Here is an 18491-nt window from a genome sequence, read left to right as displayed (position 1 = left end):
AAGATAATTTTTGAAAAATTTAGAAAATTTCAGAAAAATCATATGAAAGATATGATTATCACAAGGAAATGGTATTGATGGGAGTAAAAAATCCGAGAAAAAAGCTTCTCGGATTCCCTTATTTCAGTTGCTCAGTGATTTCCTTAGAAAGCAGGAGTCCCAAACGATAACCTTTATTGATGTAGTCAATCACATCATTGATATTTTCCGTTGTTTGGATCCTTTCGCGTATGTCTGTTTTGAAAGCTTCGTCCTTCAGAAGCTGTTCCTGAAGGAGTTGTTGAAGTTTTTCTTTTTCGTATTTATTGATGAGAAAAAGAACGACAAGACTGATAAGAACTAAGATATAAGCATACTGGCTCATAAAATCTCTCCTGGTTTGATAAAAAAGTTGATGGTATAAGAAAAGCGAAAGAAATTTTCGCTTTTCAACTAAGTGATTAGACTAGCGGAACAGGTATCCGACAGATAAAACAAGACGGTCTTGACCTTTAACTGAAAAGTCCGTATAGGATTTGGTGTTAGTTACTTAGATTGCTTTGCAATTAAGTGATTTAAAGATTACGACATGAACCAAATCAAATCGATTTTATTTGGTTTGGTGAATTAGTAAAGCGTTTAGGCAATTCGTACTGGTTACGACGTCATGGCCTCTAAATCGATTATATTTAGGGGTCATGACTAGTGAAGCAGTTAGCTAGTCCGCATACTAAGTGGCTAGCGTCTAACAATTAGGAACTTTAGTTCCAATTGTTAGTACTGAATCACATCTTCTCTGGTGCTTCTACTCCAAGCAAACGAAGGGCTTCTTTGAGAACAACAGCTGTTGCGTAGCTGAGGGCTAAACGGCTGTCGCGCTCTGGGCTTTCATCCAGGATACGAGTGTGGGCATAGTATTTATTGAAGGCTTGAGCCAAGCTGATTGCATACTTGGCAATGAGCGATGGATCATAGTTAACAGATGCGCGTTTGATGACACGGGCAAAGTCTTGGAGAAGTTTGATAATTTCCCAGCTTTCAGCATCATTTAGACTGTAATTTGCTTGAGCATTTGGTTGGAAGTCTGCTTTTCTAAGTAGAGACTGAATACGAGCGTAAGCGTATTGGATGTATGGACCAGTTTCTCCTTCAAAGGAAACCATAGCTTCGAGGTCAAAGTCGTAACCATTTCTGCGGTCCGTTTTGAGGTCGTAGAATTTAACAGCTCCCACTCCGACAGCTTGGGCAACCTGTTCCTTGTTTTCGAGGTCAGGATTTTTCGCTTCGATTTGTGCTTTAGCACGGCTGATAGCTTCTTGAAGAGTAGGTTCGAGCAGGATAATATTTCCTTTACGAGTAGAGAGCTTTTGACGGTTCTTGGTTACCAAACCGAAGTCTACGTGAATCATATCATCGCTCCAGTCAAATCCCATTTTTTTCAAGACGGCTTTTAACTGTTTAAAGTGGTTAGACTGCTCTTGACCAACTGCGTAGACATTTTTAACAAAATTGTAAGTACGTGCACGGTAGATAGCTGTCGCAATGTCACGTGTGATGTAGAGGGTTGCACCGTCAGATTTCTTAATCATAGCGGGTGGAAGTTCAACATCATCGAGGTTGACAATGCTAGCTCCGCGTGACTCTTCTAGCAAACCTTTTTCTTCAAGGATTTGCACGGCCTCATCCATCTTATCGTTGTAGAAGGCTTCCCCGTTTAAGCTGTCAAATTCAACGTTCAACAGTTTGTAGATACGGTTGAACTCAACCAAACTTTCATCACGGAACCATTGCCAAAGTTGAGTTGCTTCTGGATCGCCATCTTCCAATTTTTTAAACCAGCGACGTCCTTCATCATCAAGAGCTGGATCATTTTCGATTTCAGCATTGATGCGAACGTACAATTTTAACAATTCGTCAATTGGATTAGCTTCTACGGCTTCCTTACTTCCCCATTTTTTATAAGCAACCATGAGAAGACCAAACTGTTTACCCCAGTCTCCAAGGTGGTTGATTTTAATAGTGTTGTAGCCCATTTTCTTAAAGATATTAGAAAGAGCATCTCCGATAACAGTTGAACGTAAGTGACCTACTGAGAAAGGTTTTGCGATGTTTGGACTTGATAGGTCAATCGTGATATTTTGCTCTTTGCCTTCCGTTTGTTGAGCGTAGTCAGATCCTTTTTCGATGATCTCTTTGATAACTGCTCCAGAAATGGCAGATTTATCAAGGAAGAAGTTGACGTAAGGGCCAGTTGCAACAACTTTTTCAAAGGCTTGGCTGTTGATTTTTTCAGCGATTTCAGCAGCAATCATTTGAGGTGCCTTGCGTTCGACTTTTGCAAGTGAGAAAGCAGGGAAAGCGATATCTCCCATGTCAGAGTTTTTTGGTTGTTCTAGTAAATTTAAAATAGCCTCTTGATCTAGGCTATCGATGACGCTAGCCAATTCACTAGCAATCAGTTTTTTTGTGCTCATAAGTAGGCTCCTTTTGGACTTTTATTCTATTTTATCATAAATTTAGTGAAAGAAGAAAGATTTTTTTGAATTATTCAGTTTTTTTGGTATAATTATATCTAAAAATAAACCCGAAATCGGTTATAAATATTCATGTAAGAGGTTGATATGAGAAAAAAAGAACGGCACCAATTGATTAAAAAGATGATCACTGAGGAAAAACTAGCTACACAAAAGGATATCCAAGATCGCCTAGAAGTTCGGAATGTCTTTGTGACGCAAACGACCTTGTCTCGCGACCTGCGCGAGATCGGCTTGATCAAGGTTAAGAAAAATGGTATGGTATATTATGTGCTAGCGAATGAAACAGAAAAGATTGATTTGGTAGAGTTTTTGTCGCATCATCTAGAAGGGGTTGCGAGAGCAGAGTTTACTTTGGTACTTCATACCAAGTTGGGAGAAGCAGCTGTCTTAGCAAATATTGTTGATGAAAATAAGGACGAGGCGATTTTAGGGACGGTTGCTGGTGCCAATACCTTACTGGTTATTTGTCGAGACCAGCATGTTGCCAAGCTCATGGAAGAGCGTTTGCTAGATTTGATGAAGGATGAATAGGGTTTTGGGACTTGTTCCCAAGCCTTATTTTTGACAAGGAGAGAGCCAATATGACGACAGAAAAACTATCACCTGGTATGCAGCAGTATGTGGATATTAAACAGCAATATCCAGATGCTTTTTTGCTCTTTCGGATGGGTGATTTTTATGAGCTATTTTATGAAGATGCGGTCAATGCGGCGCAGATTTTAGAGATTTCACTGACCAGTCGTAATAAAAATGCAGAAAATCCGATTCCTATGGCGGGAGTTCCTTATCATTCTGCCCAACAGTATATCGATGTTCTGATTGAGCAGGGCTATAAAGTTGCCATTGCCGAGCAGATGGAAGATCCCAAGCAAGCAGTTGGAGTGGTTAAGCGCGAGGTGGTTCAGGTCATCACACCTGGAACGGTCGTCGATAGCAGTAAGCCGGATAGTCAGAACAACTTTCTGGTTGCTCTAGATCGTGACGGCAATCAATTTGGTCTAGCTTATATGGATCTGGTGACGGGTGATTTTTATGTGACGGGTCTATTGGACTTTACCCTCGTTTGTGGGGAAATCCGTAATCTCAAGGCGCGAGAAGTGGTACTGGGTTATGCCTTGTCTGAGGAAGAAGAACAAATCCTCAGCCGTCAGATGAATCTGGTACTTTCCTATGAAAAGGAAGGCTTTGAGGATGTCCATTTACTGGATCCACGTTTGCCCGCTGTGGAGCAAGCGGCAGCTAGTAAGCTCCTCCAGTATATTCATCGGACCCAGATGCGGGAATTGAACCATCTCAAACCAGTTATCCGCTATGAAATTAAAGATTTCTTACAGATGGACTATGCGACAAAGGCTAGTCTGGATTTGGTTGAGAATGCCCGTTCAGGCAAGAAACAGGGCAGTCTTTTCTGGCTTTTGGATGAAACCAAAACAGCTATGGGCATGCGCCTTTTGCGCTCTTGGATTCATCGTCCCTTGATTGATAAGGAGCGAATCATCCAACGTCAAGAGGTGGTGCAGGTCTTTCTTGACCACTTCTTTGAGCGCAGTGATTTGACAGACAGTCTCAAAGGCGTTTATGACATCGAACGTTTGGCTAGTCGAGTTTCCTTTGGTAAGACCAATCCCAAGGATCTCTTGCAGTTGGCGACCACCTTATCCAGTGTGCCACGGATTCGAGCGATTTTAGAGGCAATGGAGCAACCTGCTCTGGCCTATCTTATCGAACAATTGGATGGAATCCCTGAGTTGGAGAATTTGATTAGCGCAGCGATTGCTCCTGAAGCTCCTCATGTGATTACGGAAGGCGGCATTATCCGTACGGGATTTGATGAGACCTTGGATAAATACCGCCGAGTGCTCAGAGAAGGGACCAGTTGGATTGCTGAGATTGAGGCCAAGGAGAGAGAAAAGTCTGGCATCAGCACGCTTAAGATTGACTACAATAAGAAGGATGGTTACTATTTCCATGTGACCAATTCGCAACTGGGGAATGTGCCTGCCCACTTTTTCCGCAAGGCAACGTTGAAAAACTCAGAACGCTTTGGTACCGAAGAATTAGCTCGTATCGAGGGAGATATGCTGGAGGCGCGTGAGAAGTCAGCCAACCTAGAATATGAAATCTTTATGCGCATCCGTGAGGAAATCAGCAAGTACATCCAGCGTTTGCAGGCTCTAGCCCAAGGAATTGCAACGGTTGATGTCTTGCAAAGTCTCGCAGTTGTGGCTGAAGCCCAGCATTTGATCCGACCGGAGTTCGGAGACGATTCACAAATCGATATCCAGAAAGGGCGCCATGCTGTCGTCGAAAAGGTCATGGGAGCTCAGACCTACATTCCTAATACCATTCAGATGACAGAAGATATCAGTATTCAGCTAATCACAGGGCCAAACATGAGTGGGAAGTCTACCTACATGCGCCAGCTAGCCATGACTGCGGTTATGGCCCAGCTGGGTTCTTATGTGCCGGCAGAAAGCGCCCATTTGCCGATTTTTGATGCCATCTTTACCCGTATCGGAGCAGCCGATGATTTGGTTTCAGGCCAATCAACCTTCATGGTGGAGATGATGGAGGCCAACAATGCTATTTCGCATGCGACCAAGGATTCCTTGATTCTCTTTGATGAGTTAGGACGGGGAACTGCGACTTATGACGGGATGGCTCTTGCCCAGTCCATCATCGAATACATTCATGAACATATCGGAGCCAAGACCCTCTTTGCGACCCACTATCATGAGTTGACCAGTCTGGAGTATAGCTTGGAACACTTGGTTAATGTCCACGTGGCAACCTTAGAACAGGATGGACAAGTCACCTTCCTTCACAAGATCGAACCAGGACCTGCTGACAAATCCTACGGTATCCATGTTGCTAAGATTGCTGGCTTACCAGCAGAACTTTTAGCAAGAGCGGATAAGATTTTAACGCAACTGGAGAGTCAGGGGCAAGAAAGCCCAGCTCCGATGAGACAAACAAGTGCTGTCACAGAACAGATGTCACTCTTTGATGCGCCTGAAGAACATCCTATCCTAGCAGAATTAGCTAAACTGGATATTTACAACATGACACCTATGCAGGCTATGAATGTCTTAGTCGAGTTCAAACAAAAATTATAAAAAGAATCCCACTCATGCATTTGTGAGTGGGATTTCTCTCTATTACTTTTTATGGGCCAAGAGTTGATTGATGTGGTCTACTTTTTTAGCTTCTCTTTTATAGAGAATAACCCAGATGATGAGGTAGACGATCGCAAACTCTGGAATGAGCTGGAGATAGAAGGTCCAGTGGAAGGGGAACCAGCCTGCTAGGGTTGCTAGTGGAACAAAGCCAGCCAGCATGAGGAAGAAATGGGAAAGTGTGGCACGGAGCAAGCTCCAGTCACGGCTGAATAAGCGATTGCCAAAACTAAAGAGAACGCCGATAGCTGACCAGATAATCGTGCAGTAGAGCAAGACCAGGGCACCATGAACTTGATGTTGAACCATCGCTTGGCCTATGAGAGACTCGGGACTCAGTGGGGCATAGGTATTTGGGGCATAAATGAGTGAAAAGAGGATAGAGAGGATGAGGCCGATAAGTACACCAGCGGCTGCATCGTGAAAGATTTGTTTTTTCATAGTTCTAATTTCTCCTTGATGGTTTTTAGGTAGCGGCGTGAAGAGTAGGTGAAACTTTCGTTTTTTAAGAAAATTTCAATCAGACCGTTGGGCGTGAGCTTGAGATGAGAGATGGAGTCGATATTGACGATTTCAGATTGGGAAATTTGGATAAAAGTTGTCGGCAGAATTTCAAGAACTTGATAGAGCCGCAAATCAATGCTGTAGGTCTGGGATGCAGTTTCTGCCAGAACCTTTCGGTTTTCTATATAGAAGCGCTGAATCTTGCCAATTTCAACTAGATAGACCTGATCTTCAATCTTTCCTTTGATTGTTTCTTTTTGGTCAAGATTTTCAGCGAACTCGATGACTTTCTGGACTTTCTCGGTTGATTTAGGTGCTTGGACAATCAGCTTTTCTTCCTTGTATGTCTCCTTAATCTGTAGTTCTACTTTCATAAACTTCCCTCCTTTTCAGTTATACAAAATTGCGATCACTCCTTGTACACCTATATTAAACACTATTTTACGACCCATGACAAGAGTTTTTGCCTATGTGGAGGGATTTGATGTCTATGTGGTGCAGCTTTTCGGTCCTATCTGAAATATGGTATAATAGCACTAATCAATTTCTAGGAAAATAGATACAGAAAGGGGCTGAAAGATGTCTCATATTATTGAATTGCCAGAGGTGCTGGCAAACCAGATTGCAGCAGGGGAGGTTATCGAACGTCCTGCTAGTGTGGTCAAAGAGTTGGTAGAAAATGCCATTGACGCTGGCTCGAGCCAGATTATCATTGAGATTGAAGAAGCCGGTCTCAAGAAAATTCAAATCACAGATAATGGTCATGGAATTGTCCATGATGAGGTGGAATTGGCCTTGCGTCGACATGCGACCAGTAAGATAAAAAATCAAGCAGACCTCTTTCGGATTCGGACACTTGGTTTTCGTGGTGAAGCCCTGCCCTCTATCGCTTCTGTCAGTGTCTTGACTCTGTTGACGGCGGTGGATGGTGCGAGTCATGGGACCAAGCTCGTTGCGCGTGGGGGAGAAGTTGAGGAAGTCATCCCAGCGACTAGTCCTGTGGGAACCAAGGTTTGTGTAGAGGATCTCTTTTTCAACACGCCTGCCCGTCTCAAGTATATGAAGAGCCAGCAAGCGGAGCTGTCTCATATCATTGATATTGTCAACCGTCTGGGATTGGCTCATCCCGAGATTTCTTTTAGTTTAATCAGTGATGGCAAGGAAATGACGCGGACAGCAGGGACTGGCCAACTGCGACAAGCCATCGCAGGAATTTATGGTTTGGCGAGTGCTAAGAAGATGATTGCCATTGAGAATTCTGACTTAGATTTCGAAATTACAGGTTTTGTGTCCTTGCCTGAGTTGACTCGAGCCAACCGCAATTATATCAGTCTCTTCATCAATGGGCGTTATATCAAGAACTTCTTGCTCAACCGTGCTATTCTTGATGGTTATGGTAGCAAGCTTATGGTGGGGCGTTTTCCACTGGCTGTCATTCATATCCATATTGACCCCTATCTAGCTGATGTCAATGTGCATCCAACCAAGCAAGAGGTGCGGATTTCCAAGGAAAGAGAGCTAATGGCGTTGCTTTCAGAGGCCATTTCCAACAGTCTTAAAGAGCAAGCCTTGATCCCTGATGCCTTGGAAAATCTTGCCAAATCTACCGTGCGTAATCGTCAAAAGGTAGAGCAGACCATTCTCCCACTCAAAGAAAATACGCTTTACTATGAAAAAACAGAACTCTCAAAACCTAGTCAAGCTGAAGTAGCTGATTATCAGGTTGAATTGACTGATGAAGGACAGGACTTGACCCTGTTTGCCAAGGAAACCTTGGACCAGCTGACCAAGCCAGCAAAGCTCCATTTTGCAGAGAGAAAGCCTGCTAACTACGACCAACTAGACCATCCAGAGTTAGACTTAGCTAGTCTTGATAAGGCTTATGATAAGCTGGAGCGAGAAGAATCTTCAAGCTTCCCAGAGTTGGAATTTTTCGGGCAAATGCATGGGACCTATCTCTTTGCCCAGGGCCGAGATGGGCTCTATATCATAGACCAACATGCAGCCCAGGAACGGGTCAAGTATGAGGAGTATCGTGAAAGTATTGGCAATGTTGATCAGAGCCAGCAACAACTCCTAGTACCTTACATCTTTGAATTTCCTGCAGATGATGCCCTTCGTCTCAGGGAAAGAATGCCTCTCTTAGAGGAAGTGGGCGTCTTTCTAGCAGAGTACGGAGAAAATCAATTTATCCTACGTGAACATCCTATTTGGATGACGGAAGAAGAAATCGAATCTGGCATCTATGAAATGTGCGACATGCTCCTCTTGACCAAGGAAGTTTCGATCAAAAAATATCGAGCAGAGCTAGCTATCATGATGTCCTGCAAGCGGTCTATCAAGGCCAACCATCGTATCGATGACCACTCAGCCAGACAGCTTCTCTATCAACTTTCTCAATGTGACAATCCCTACAACTGTCCTCATGGACGTCCTGTTTTGGTGCATTTTACCAAGTCGGATATGGAAAAAATGTTCCGACGTATTCAGGAAAATCATACGAGCCTTCGTGAGTTGGGGAAATATTAAACGATGTTTGAAGTGAGATAATAGAAGATTTGCTGAGATTATTAGATATACAAAGATTGGATTTTAATTTAGCATAAAAATGAGTGACTGAACTATTCTGGAGAACAGATTATAGCAGTTACTCATTTTTGCATAGATTAATAATTATTTATCAAAGCCATTATGTTAGTTATTTTAGGTATAAATTCATTTAAAAAAGATCGATAGCCACAGAAATCATTTTTTTCATCAACGTACATTGAATTTTTCATTCGCTTACATCCACCACGACATATGTTTAGAAAAGGGCAGGATGTACATTTGGAAGGAATGTTCGATAGTGGACGAGAATATAAAAATTGTTTAGCAATTTTGCTAGAAAAGAGTTCTTTCAATCCCATTTCTTGGATGAAGCCCATTCTGTATTCATCCAAAGCGAAAAAATCGCAAGGATAGACACTTCCATCTCCTTCTATGACATATTGAATACTACAATTTCCGACAAGTCCGCAAGCGTTTACTTCTTTTCTTACAATTAAATTAAAAATATCATCAAATAATTTAATGGATATATAGTGTCCATTAGCTAATTCAGTTAGCCAAAGAGGTAAGATATCATGGTAGAATTGAAAGAATTTCTGAGGAGTAAGTGCATAAGAACTTTTTTCGCTTGGATTCAGTTCATCTAAGCAAGGGATAAATTGGACATAGTGGATATTTTCTTGTTTTAAAAAAAGAAAGATATCTTTTGCATGTTGAGCTAATTCTTGCGTTAAAACACAAAGCACATTATATTCGATTGAATAATCATCAAAAAGACGTTTTGTCTGTATTACTTTTTGGAAGGTTCCTCTCCCTCTTGGGTCAAGTCGACTCATATCATGTAGAATGGGTGTTCCATCTATTGATAAACCGACTAAGAAATTATTTTCTTTGAGAAATTCACACCATTTTTTATTGATGAGAATTCCGTTTGTTTGTATTGAATAATGTACAGAAACTTTTTTTGTCTGTTTTTGTACGCAAGTGATAAGATGCTTAAAATAAGATAATCCCGCTAAAGTAGGCTCTCCTCCTTGGAATCCTATGGACAACTCATCTCCGTCAGATAAATCTATAAATAAATGTTCAATCATTTTTTCAGTAGTCTCGGGCTTCATTTTTCCATAGGAACGAACTTCTCGTAATGAAGTTACGTCAGCATAAAAACAGTATTTACATCGAATATTACAAAGAGATGAGGATGGTTTGATTAGTACGGATATCTTTTTCATGTGTATTTCCTGCTTTAAATTTAAAAAAGAGAATCTATTGTTTTAGATGATAAAATTTTAACAAATTGAGAGTATTTCGCAATTGTTTTTTCTTCTATATTGTGGTCAGTAATCAAATAGTTAATATCTTCTAAATTGTAAAATTGATAGAAATCGATTTTATTAAACTTTGAATGATCTACTAGTAAAAACTTTTCTTGTGCTTTATTTAAGGCTGCAGTTTGTATATCCCCAGCACTTTCAGTGAATGTTGAGATGTTTGTACCATATATAGCATTACAGCTGATGAAAGCTTTAGTAAAATTCATTGATTCTAAACAATTAAATGCTGTTTTTCCGACAAATGCACCTGTTCGTTCACGATATGTTCCGCCTACTAATACTAATTCCTTAAAATTTTTTTGATTTAGTATGACGAAAACAGGCCAGCTATTGGTAACAACTCGTATATCTTCTTCATCGATTTTATATGCTAATTGTTCTAGTGTTGTTCCAGAGCCGATAAAAATAGTTTCGCCAGGTTTAATAAAATGAGAAGCGATATCTGCGATTTCTTTTTTTTCGTTCATGTATAAGGATTGTTTTTCGAATTGTGATTTTTCATTTTGAACTAATTTACTTTCTGCTCCGCCATGAACCTTTATTAATTCATCTTTTTCTTCTAGTTCAGTTAAATAGCGTCGGATTGTCATGTTGGATACATTGAGATGTTGAGCAAGTTCTTGAATTGAAACATAGCCTTTAACGTTTACTGTATCTAGGATAAATTTTATTCGCTCATTTTTTTTCATAGTAGATTCCTTCTTGTTATCTTTTAAATTTATAATATCATCAAAATGTCATTTTTTCAACAAAAAGCACAAATCAACATATAATTTTGTCAAAAAATAACAAAAATTAACATTAAATAACATAATTAACAAAAAATGAACAAAAATAGAACAAAAAGTGTTGACAAATGATTAAAAAAGATTATAATTAGAATTGTAAGCGATATCATAAATATAATTTAGGAGGGAAATGATGAGATATCTTATTATAAGTCATGGACCGATGTCAAAAGCTGCGGTAGAAAGTGCAGAAATGATTTTAGGTTCACAAAATCGTGTTAATACGTTATCAGTGACAATGGATTCGACGATAGAATCAATGTATGAAGAAATTGTGACAGTTACGTCCGTATATGCAGATGAGGAATGGGTTATCCTGACAGATATTATTGGTGGAACTCCGTTTAATGCATCCTATCGTTTTTTAGAAACTAATGGAAATGTATTGATAGTAACAGGCTTTAATTTGCCCTTGTTAATTGAATTGTTTATGCACTCGGAGTTACGCTTGTTAGAGGCAGCAGAGGTAATAAAAAATATATTACCGAATACAATGTCAATTGTTGATAAGACAATAACTTCCGAACCTATTGAGGAAGATTCATTTGATTTATAGAAGGAGACATAGAAATGGCAGTAGAACTTGTTAGAATTGATGACCGCTTGATTCATGGTCAAGTGGCAACTACTTGGACTCGTAATTATGAAATTGAACAAATCTTAATTATTAATGATGAAGCTAAAAATGATCCAGTTCAGCACAGTGTTGCGAATTTCGCTGTGCCTGCGGGTGTTAAAGTAATGATTTTTGGAGTCAAACAATTTGCAGAAGTTATGAAGAAAAGTGATATCAAAAAACGAACCATGCTATTATTTACCAACCCGATTGATATTAAATTTTTGGTAGATGAAGGATTGCAAATTAATGAAGTTAATGCTGGTGGAATGCGTTTCCGTGACGGACGTAGAAGACTAGAAAAAGCTATTTCTGTGACAGATGAAGAGCATCAAGCGTTTTTAGACTTGATGGATAAAGAGATTCACATTAATGTGCAAATGGTGCCCAAAGATCCGCGAATTGACTACAGAACCTTGATTTAGTCCTAGAAATTAATTAGATAGTTTTACAAAAAAATAGAAAAATTAGAAAGGAGAAAATCATATGATTTTCAAAGCGTTACTTGTGGCGGTTTGGGCAGGTCTTTGTGCACTTGACCAATTTGGTCCGCATCTCGGCTTTAGAAAACCATTGTTAGCTGGTGTTGTAGTCGGTATCTTGCTGGGCGATCCTGTCCAAGGCTTGATTATCGCTGGAACTCTAGAGCTGATGTGGTTAGGAACAAACAATGTTGGAGCTTATCAACCACCTGATGTTATTTCAGGAGCTGTCGTTGGTGTTGCTATCGGTATCTTATCTGGCGGCGGTGAAGCAGCTGGTGTTGCGGTTGCTATTCCAGTAGCCCTTCTTGTTCAGCAGCTAAGCATGATTATGATGACAACTAATGTTTCTTTGGTTCATAGTGCAGATAAAATCGTCCAATCAGGAGAGTTTGGAAAGATTGACAAACTACAGTATTTAGGAGGTCTTTTGTTCTTCCTAAGTAGAGCCGTACCGGTCTTTATTGCAGTTTGGTTAGGGGCTCCAGCTGTTGAAGCTGTTTTAGGTGTTATTCCTAAATTTGTTTTAACTGGATTGACGGTAGCTTCTAAACTAATTCCAGCAGTTGGTTTAGCGATGTTGCTTTCCATGATGCTCAAGAAGAATATGTGGATTTTCTTGACTCTCGGTTTTGCCTTAGCGACATTCTTGCAAATTCCAACAGTCGGTATCGCCATCTTTGCCTTGGTTGCGGCTGCACTGTATGACATCATGATGAATCGTGGTGAAACAAAAACAAAAGAAGACGATACGGAAGCAACAGTCGTTGTAGCAGATGGAGAAGGAGAGTTTGATTTATGACAAACGAAAACAAAATTACAAAAAAAGATTTGAATAAAATGTTTTGGCGTTGTCAAATGATTCAATTCTCTCATAACTACGAACGTATGCAGAGTTTGAGTACTTTGTTTGCCTTGACACCTGTTCTTTCACGTTTGTATAAAGACAAAAGCGAGGAAGAACGAATCAATGCGCAGAAACGCCACTTGGAGTTCTTTAATAGTCACCCAGTTCTCATTCCATTTATTCTTGGTGTGACAACAGCCTTGGAAGAAACGACAGCTGAAGATGAAAAAGAGTCTGTTATCGCAGTGAAAACCAGTCTGATGGGACCGCTAGCTGGGCTGGGCGATAGCCTGCTTAACTTCACTTGGTTCCCAATCGCTGGAAGTATCGGAGCTTCCTTTGCAGTTCAGGGGAATTTTATCGGACCATTCCTCATGTTCTTGATGATCAATGCCCTGTACTTCCCTCTGAAATATTATGGTATTCATTTAGGCTATCAAAAAGGAAAAGACATTTTAACTTCAGAAAATGGGAAGAAAATTCTTGACCGGATTACCACCTCTGCCAATGTTTTAGGGGTAATGGTAGCTGGAGCACTCATCACCTCAACTGTAAAACTCAATCTAGGCTTACAATTTGGTAAAGGCGATGACGCTATTAAAGTTCAAGAAATGCTGGACAAAGTTCTGCCTAATTTGTTACCATTATTATTGACATTGCTCTGTCTTTATTTGATGAAGAAGTGGAATGGCAAACACGTTGTCGCGATGATTTTTGTTATCATTGGCTTGGCAATTCTGCTGTCCTATTTTGGAATCATTGTATAATCAAGTTATGAAAGAAACGAGGTAGTTGTATGAAAGTTGTTCTCGTGTTGATGGACACCTTACGAAAGGATTTTTTGAAGGCTTATAATCAAGATAGCTTCGTTTCAACACCTAATCTGGATGCTTTTGCGAAAGATTCTACAACTTTTGATAACCACTATATCGGTTCGACCCCTTGTATGCCAGCCCGTCGTGATATTATGACGGGCCGGCTTAACTTTTTGGAGCGTTCTTGGGGACCAATCGAGCCTTATGATATTACAGTGTCAAAAGTTTTGCAAGATCATGGTATCTATTCGCATTTGACCACTGACCACACGCATTACTTTAGGCTGGGTGGTGAAGGCTATATCAACCAATTCACAACCTGGGACTTCCATCGTGGACAAGAAGGCGACCCTTGGGTATCTCGCATCAAAGATCCCGAATGGATGCCAGAACAGTATTATGGGAAATTGCGCCGTCAGTACCAAGCTAATCGCGAAAAATGGTATGAAAATGAGGATTTGTATCCTACGCCACGAACCTTCAAATCAGCTTGTGAATGGCTAGAGCTGAATAAAGATGAGGATGATTTCTTTATTCAGGTAGAGGTTTTTGATCCGCATGAGCCGTTTGATGTACCATCAAAATATATGAAGATGTATGACGATGTTTATACAGGACCTTACTTTGAAACTCCTAATTACGGAGCGGTTGATGTGCCTGAGGAAGCGGTTGATTATATCCGTAAACGTTATGCGGCCTTGATGACGATGACAGATGTTCATTTTGGTTATTTGATTGATAAGATGAAAGAGCTGAATTTATATGATGACACATTGATTATTGTGACATCAGATCATGGCTATTTCTTAGGGGAACGCGATCTATTCGGCAAGAATTATATGCATAATTTCAATGAATTAGCTGCGATTCCGCTCTTTGTCAGAGATCCAAAGCACCGGAAGATTGGTGAGCGTATTGATACCATTTCACAAAATATTGATATTATGCCAACCTTGTTAGATTATTTTGATATTGACACACCAGAAGAGGTACAAGGAAAATCTTGGCTTCCGCTGATCAAAGGTGATAAAAACGATAAAGACTATGCTGTCTATGGTGCGCATGGGATTACAGTCAATATTACAGATGGAAAATACACCTATTTCAGAGCGCCTAACAGAAAAAATGCACCTTTGTATGAGTATGCAGGAATTCCGACGACCATTCGTCATTATCTTGGAGAGCAAAATCCCGAAGACATTGAAATGGGGCGCTTTTTGAAGCGTACAGACTTCCCAGTCTATAAAGTACCGATAAAGAAAGCAGCTATTTTAGATGGTCTGGGTGATATGAGCGAGTACACCAAAGACAGCTTGCTCTTTGATTTAACAGCAGATGCCGGTCAGGAGCATCCGCTGCATGATCAAGAAAAAGAGGAGCAAATGAAGCAAGCTCTTATTGCTGAACTGGAGAAATTAGAAGCTCCAGAAGAGCAGTTTGAACGGTTAAATTTGCGTAAAAAAGACTGAAAGGACAAGAAGGATGATTCGTATACCAGCTGGAACCTATCATATTGGGACCAATGAAAAAATTGGTTTTGAATATGATTTTGAAACGCCGCGGACAGAAGTCACGATTGAGGGTTTTTACATAGATGAAACGACCGTTACAAATGAAGAATTTTTAAAATTTGTAACAGAAACTGGCTATGTTACAGAGGCTGAAAAAATCGGCTGGTCCTATGTTTTCAAATACTTCTTAGATGATTCGGAACAATATCCAATCGAGGTACATAAAACGCCTTGGTGGATAGCTGTAGAAGGCGCTTCTTGGCGTCATCCAGAAGGACCGCACTCCTCTATCGAGGACCGCTTGGATCATCCTGTAGTACATGTAACCCGAAATGATGCGGTGGCTTACTGTCAATGGGCAGGGAAACGATTGCCAACAGAAGCTGAGTGGGAAATAGCAGCACAGGGCGGAACGGATAATGAGCAGTATTATTGGGGAGACGAGTTAGTATTTGATGGCAAGCATGTCTGCAATACTTGGCAAGGGGATTTTCCAAATACCAATACATTGGATGATGGTTATGCTAGTACTGCGCCGGTTCGTACCTATCCACCAAACCCTTATGGACTGTACCAAATGATTGGGAATGTATGGGAGTGGTGTGTAAATCCAGGAAAAATTGAACTGGTATCGTTTCAAAAGGTCAGCGGAAAAGATTTTTGGCATGTTCATCAAGTACAGGATGATGAACTGTATGCGATTAAGGGAGGTTCATTCCTCTGCCATTTCTCTTACTGCAATCGCTATCGCATGTGTGCCCGCAATAGCAACACAGCCATGTCTAGCAGTCAGAATATGGGATTTCGCTGTGTAAAAGATATAGATTAGTCTGGTTTGAGGATTAGGATGCTAAAGGAAATACTTTATTTTATCGTTATTATTTTTGCCAATACGATAGGCTCCATATCTGGAATGGGTGGCGGAGTTATCATCAAGCCAGCGTTTGATTTTATTGCTCTTGACTCTGTCGCAACGATTTCCTTTTATTCTACGGTCGCAGTTTTTGTCATGTCGTCAGTATCGACTGTACGTCAAGTTCAATCTGGAGTGAAATTGGAATTTTCTAGGCTTCTCTATCTAGCTTTGGGGTCGCTCCTAGGAGGTTACCTAGGCAGTCTGCTTTTTGATGGCCTGTTAGCCTTAACAAATGATGGCACAGCTCAGTTAACACAGATTGTAATAACGATTTTGGTGTTAGTCTTTTCGTTGCTAGCCTCTAAAAATTACTTTAAATCTTATCAGCTACAAGGAATATTTTGGTATGTGACTTGCGGCATCATCTTAGGTCTGCTGTCAAGCTTTTTAGGGATTGGAGGCGGTCCAATAAATGTTTCTTTATTTATGATTTTGTTTTCTGTGCCGATTAAGTTGGCAACGGTCTATTCGATTGCCACAATTTTCTTTTCACAACTATCTAAAATTCTATCCTTGATGTTTGTAGTGCATTTTAATCATTTTGATTGGTCAGTACTAGTATTTGTAGTATGTTCGGCTATTTTAGGAGGGATTTTGGGTGCTAAATGTAGTAAAGTATTATCGGAGGATAAAGTAGTTCGTGTATTTCAGGTAGTTGTTTTAGCTGTTTTGACGTTAAATGGCTACAATTTATATACGTTAATTGTAGGTTGAGCGAGTTTATGATGATAGATTCTATCGACTGGACTTTTTAGAGGTATCCTAAATTTAAAGCAACCAAGAATCCTTGAAAATAAAAGGTTCTAGGTTGTTTTCTATTTTTACCATTTGGGCGAAAGTAGATATAGAGCAAAAATCTGGACTCGCATAGATTTTTATTAGAACCTGCATTCACAACATCATAACGTCCTTAAGATCCGACGAATGTGAGATAGTTTTACAAAAGCAACTTCAGATGATACAGATTTTTCAACATCCTTGGCTAATCTTCGCGAGTGATTCAACCATGAGAAAGTCCGCTCTACGACCCAACGCTTTGGGATGATGCGCCAACTTCCTTTGATTTTTTCAGAAATATCTACTGGACACTGAAACTCCTGTGCCATCATCTCTTCAAAACTTTTCCTATAACCAGCATCAGCTGAAAAAGCCTTGATTGTCGGGAATTGTGCCATCACTTGACGCGCTACTAAAATCCCTGATTTTGTGTCATGAAGATTAGCTGCATGAACCACAACATCAAGAAGATTCCCCATGGTATCAACCACAATGTAGCGCTTTCTCCCTTTTACTTTTTTACCGCCGTCAATACCTCGTTCCTCTGCAGCGTCCGTTGTTTTCACACTCTGAGAATCTATGATAGCATAGGTTGGAGAGACTGACCTACCAGCTTTTAGTCGCTTTTTTTAACCAGCTCTGTCAAGATGGTATCCCACAAACCACTCGCCTTAGCACGACGAAAGAAACTCCATACCGTTGGATAAGGAGGGAAGTCATGAGGGAGCATGCGCCATTGACAGCCTGTTTTAGTGATGTACAAAGTCGCATTAACAAGTTCTCGTTTCGACCATTTATAGGTGCGGTGTTTGGAGAAATAGGGTTCAATCTTAGCCCATTCTTGATCGTTTAAATCAGTATCATATGCTTTTCGTGTCATAACTTTAGTTTAACATTTTTTTGTGAATACAGGTTCTTAGTCTCTATGTTTAGTGGGACTACTTAAGAAAGAAGTCTCATCGCTAAATCGTTCGAAGTCACATTCTAGGTACAATATTAATAGCGATGATAAAAAGTGTGATATACTTAGATAAGTAAAATATTGTCTGTAAAGGAATCCTATGTACGAATATCTAAAAGGTAGCATTACCCAAATCACTGCTAAATACATTGTCCTAGAGGCGAATGGTATCGGTTATATCTTGCATGTAGCCAATCCCTATGCTTACTCAGGTCAGGTCAATCAAAAAACTCAAATTTATGTGCACCAAGTTGTCCGTGAGGACGCACATCTGCTCTATGGTTTTCGCTCAGAAGATGAGAAGAAACTCTTTCTTAGTCTGATCTCGGTCTCAGGGATTGGTCCTGTATCAGCTCTTGCTATTATCGCTGCCGATGATAATGCTGGTCTGGTTCAAGCGATTGAGACCAAGAACATCACTTACTTGACCAAGTTTCCAAAGATTGGCAAGAAAACAGCCCAGCAGATGGTGCTAGACTTGGAAGGCAAGGTAGTCGTGGCTAGTGATGATCTTCCTGCCAAGGTGGCAGTGCAAACCAGCGCTGAAAACCAAGAACTGGAAGAAGCTATGGAAGCTATGTTGGCATTGGGCTACAAGGCAACTGAGCTCAAGAAAATCAAGAAATTCTTTGAAGGAACGACGGATACAGCAGAGAACTATATCAAGTCAGCTCTCAAGATGCTGGTGAAATAGGAGA

The 18491-nt window shown here is 40.4% G+C and carries 19 protein-coding genes; 11 read left to right on the top strand and 8 right to left on the bottom strand.

The window, feature by feature from the left end; translation table 11 throughout:
• Positions 1 to 118 precede the first annotated feature (118 nt).
• Both SORDD05_RS07330 and argS read right to left on the bottom strand, forming a co-directional pair.
• Positions 119 to 364 carry a hypothetical protein gene (locus SORDD05_RS07330; protein ID WP_000084853.1) on the bottom strand — a complete coding sequence of 82 codons (246 nt, stop codon included), beginning with the start codon at positions 362 to 364 and terminating at the stop codon, positions 119 to 121.
• Positions 365 to 764: 400 nt separating this feature from the next.
• On the bottom strand, positions 765 to 2453 hold the full coding sequence (gene argS / locus SORDD05_RS07325) for an arginine--tRNA ligase (RefSeq protein ID WP_061418471.1): 1689 nt from the start codon (positions 2451 to 2453) through the stop codon (positions 765 to 767).
• Between the two features lie 147 nt (positions 2454 to 2600).
• On the opposite strand from argS, the gene argR reads away from it, so the two are divergent.
• Positions 2601 to 3047 (top strand): arginine repressor, encoded by a 447-nt coding sequence (gene argR, locus SORDD05_RS07320; protein WP_061418468.1) that lies wholly within the window; start codon positions 2601 to 2603, stop codon positions 3045 to 3047.
• A gap of 50 nt (positions 3048 to 3097) precedes the next feature.
• Entirely contained in the window at positions 3098 to 5632 is a 2535-nt protein-coding gene (mutS, locus tag SORDD05_RS07315) for a DNA mismatch repair protein MutS (protein ID WP_061418467.1), read from the top strand.
• Between the two features lie 42 nt (positions 5633 to 5674).
• On the opposite strand, the gene SORDD05_RS07310 is transcribed toward mutS, so the two are convergent.
• Entirely contained in the window at positions 5675 to 6133 is a 459-nt protein-coding gene (locus SORDD05_RS07310; protein ID WP_061418464.1) for a DUF3021 domain-containing protein, read from the bottom strand.
• On the bottom strand, positions 6130 to 6570 hold the full coding sequence (locus SORDD05_RS07305) for a LytTR family DNA-binding domain-containing protein (protein ID WP_061418461.1): 441 nt from the start codon (positions 6568 to 6570) through the stop codon (positions 6130 to 6132). The genes SORDD05_RS07310 and SORDD05_RS07305 overlap by 4 nt, the downstream gene beginning before the upstream one ends.
• Before the next feature lie 205 nt (positions 6571 to 6775).
• Between SORDD05_RS07305 and mutL the strand changes: the two genes are divergently transcribed.
• Positions 6776 to 8725, top strand: coding sequence for a DNA mismatch repair endonuclease MutL (gene mutL / locus SORDD05_RS07300; RefSeq protein ID WP_061418458.1), 1950 nt, complete (start codon positions 6776 to 6778; stop codon positions 8723 to 8725).
• A gap of 137 nt (positions 8726 to 8862) precedes the next feature.
• Here the strand turns inward: mutL and SORDD05_RS07295 are convergent, their stop codons facing one another.
• The gene (locus SORDD05_RS07295) at positions 8863 to 9978 is read right to left on the bottom strand and encodes a radical SAM/SPASM domain-containing protein (RefSeq protein ID WP_061418455.1); all 1116 of its coding nucleotides are present in this window, start codon (positions 9976 to 9978) and stop codon (positions 8863 to 8865) included.
• A 20-nt stretch (positions 9979 to 9998) separates the two neighbouring features.
• Positions 9999 to 10769 carry a DeoR/GlpR family DNA-binding transcription regulator gene (locus SORDD05_RS07290; RefSeq protein WP_061418452.1) on the bottom strand — a complete coding sequence of 257 codons (771 nt, stop codon included), beginning with the start codon at positions 10767 to 10769 and terminating at the stop codon, positions 9999 to 10001.
• A gap of 232 nt (positions 10770 to 11001) precedes the next feature.
• Here SORDD05_RS07290 and SORDD05_RS07285 point away from each other — a divergent pair, with 232 nt between their 5' ends.
• From SORDD05_RS07285 to SORDD05_RS07255, 7 genes are all read left to right on the top strand, one after another.
• Positions 11002 to 11424: a PTS sugar transporter subunit IIA gene (locus tag SORDD05_RS07285; protein ID WP_061418449.1), complete on the top strand. Its 423-nt coding sequence runs from the start codon at positions 11002 to 11004 to the stop codon at positions 11422 to 11424.
• Between the two features lie 14 nt (positions 11425 to 11438).
• Complete coding sequence (locus SORDD05_RS07280) at positions 11439 to 11909, top strand: PTS sugar transporter subunit IIB (RefSeq protein ID WP_061418446.1); 471 nt, start codon at positions 11439 to 11441, stop codon at positions 11907 to 11909.
• Positions 11910 to 11970: 61 nt separating this feature from the next.
• A complete protein-coding gene (locus SORDD05_RS07275; protein WP_061418443.1) occupies positions 11971 to 12768 on the top strand; it encodes a PTS mannose/fructose/sorbose/N-acetylgalactosamine transporter subunit IIC in 798 nt (265 codons plus the stop codon).
• The gene (locus tag SORDD05_RS07270) at positions 12765 to 13580 is read left to right on the top strand and encodes a PTS system mannose/fructose/sorbose family transporter subunit IID (RefSeq protein ID WP_061418440.1); all 816 of its coding nucleotides are present in this window, start codon (positions 12765 to 12767) and stop codon (positions 13578 to 13580) included. The genes SORDD05_RS07275 and SORDD05_RS07270 overlap by 4 nt, the downstream gene beginning before the upstream one ends.
• A gap of 29 nt (positions 13581 to 13609) precedes the next feature.
• Positions 13610 to 15097, top strand: a complete 1488-nt coding sequence (locus SORDD05_RS07265; protein ID WP_061418437.1) for a sulfatase — start codon at positions 13610 to 13612, stop codon at positions 15095 to 15097.
• A 13-nt stretch (positions 15098 to 15110) separates the two neighbouring features.
• Entirely contained in the window at positions 15111 to 15968 is an 858-nt protein-coding gene (locus SORDD05_RS07260; protein WP_061418434.1) for a formylglycine-generating enzyme family protein, read from the top strand.
• Positions 15969 to 15986: 18 nt separating this feature from the next.
• Positions 15987 to 16769, top strand: a complete 783-nt coding sequence (locus SORDD05_RS07255) for a sulfite exporter TauE/SafE family protein (protein ID WP_061418432.1) — start codon at positions 15987 to 15989, stop codon at positions 16767 to 16769.
• Between the two features lie 185 nt (positions 16770 to 16954).
• Here the strand turns inward: SORDD05_RS07255 and SORDD05_RS07250 are convergent, their stop codons facing one another.
• Together SORDD05_RS07250 and SORDD05_RS09900 are read right to left on the bottom strand one after the other, a co-directional pair.
• The gene (locus SORDD05_RS07250; RefSeq protein ID WP_269139510.1) at positions 16955 to 17413 is read right to left on the bottom strand and encodes a transposase; all 459 of its coding nucleotides are present in this window, start codon (positions 17411 to 17413) and stop codon (positions 16955 to 16957) included.
• 35 nt (positions 17414 to 17448) lie between these two features.
• The gene (locus SORDD05_RS09900) at positions 17449 to 17712 is read right to left on the bottom strand and encodes a transposase (RefSeq protein WP_061453292.1); all 264 of its coding nucleotides are present in this window, start codon (positions 17710 to 17712) and stop codon (positions 17449 to 17451) included.
• Between the two features lie 181 nt (positions 17713 to 17893).
• On the opposite strand from SORDD05_RS09900, the gene ruvA reads away from it, so the two are divergent.
• A complete protein-coding gene (gene ruvA, locus SORDD05_RS07245; RefSeq protein ID WP_061418425.1) occupies positions 17894 to 18487 on the top strand; it encodes a Holliday junction branch migration protein RuvA in 594 nt (197 codons plus the stop codon).
• Positions 18488 to 18491: the final 4 nt, after the last annotated feature.

It is taken from the genome of Streptococcus oralis (assembly GCF_001578705.1).
Classification (GTDB): Bacteria; Bacillota; Bacilli; order Lactobacillales; family Streptococcaceae; genus Streptococcus; species Streptococcus oralis_J.
The sequence above is the reverse complement of the archived record's forward strand: the minus strand, read 5'-3'. Positions and strand labels throughout refer to the sequence as shown.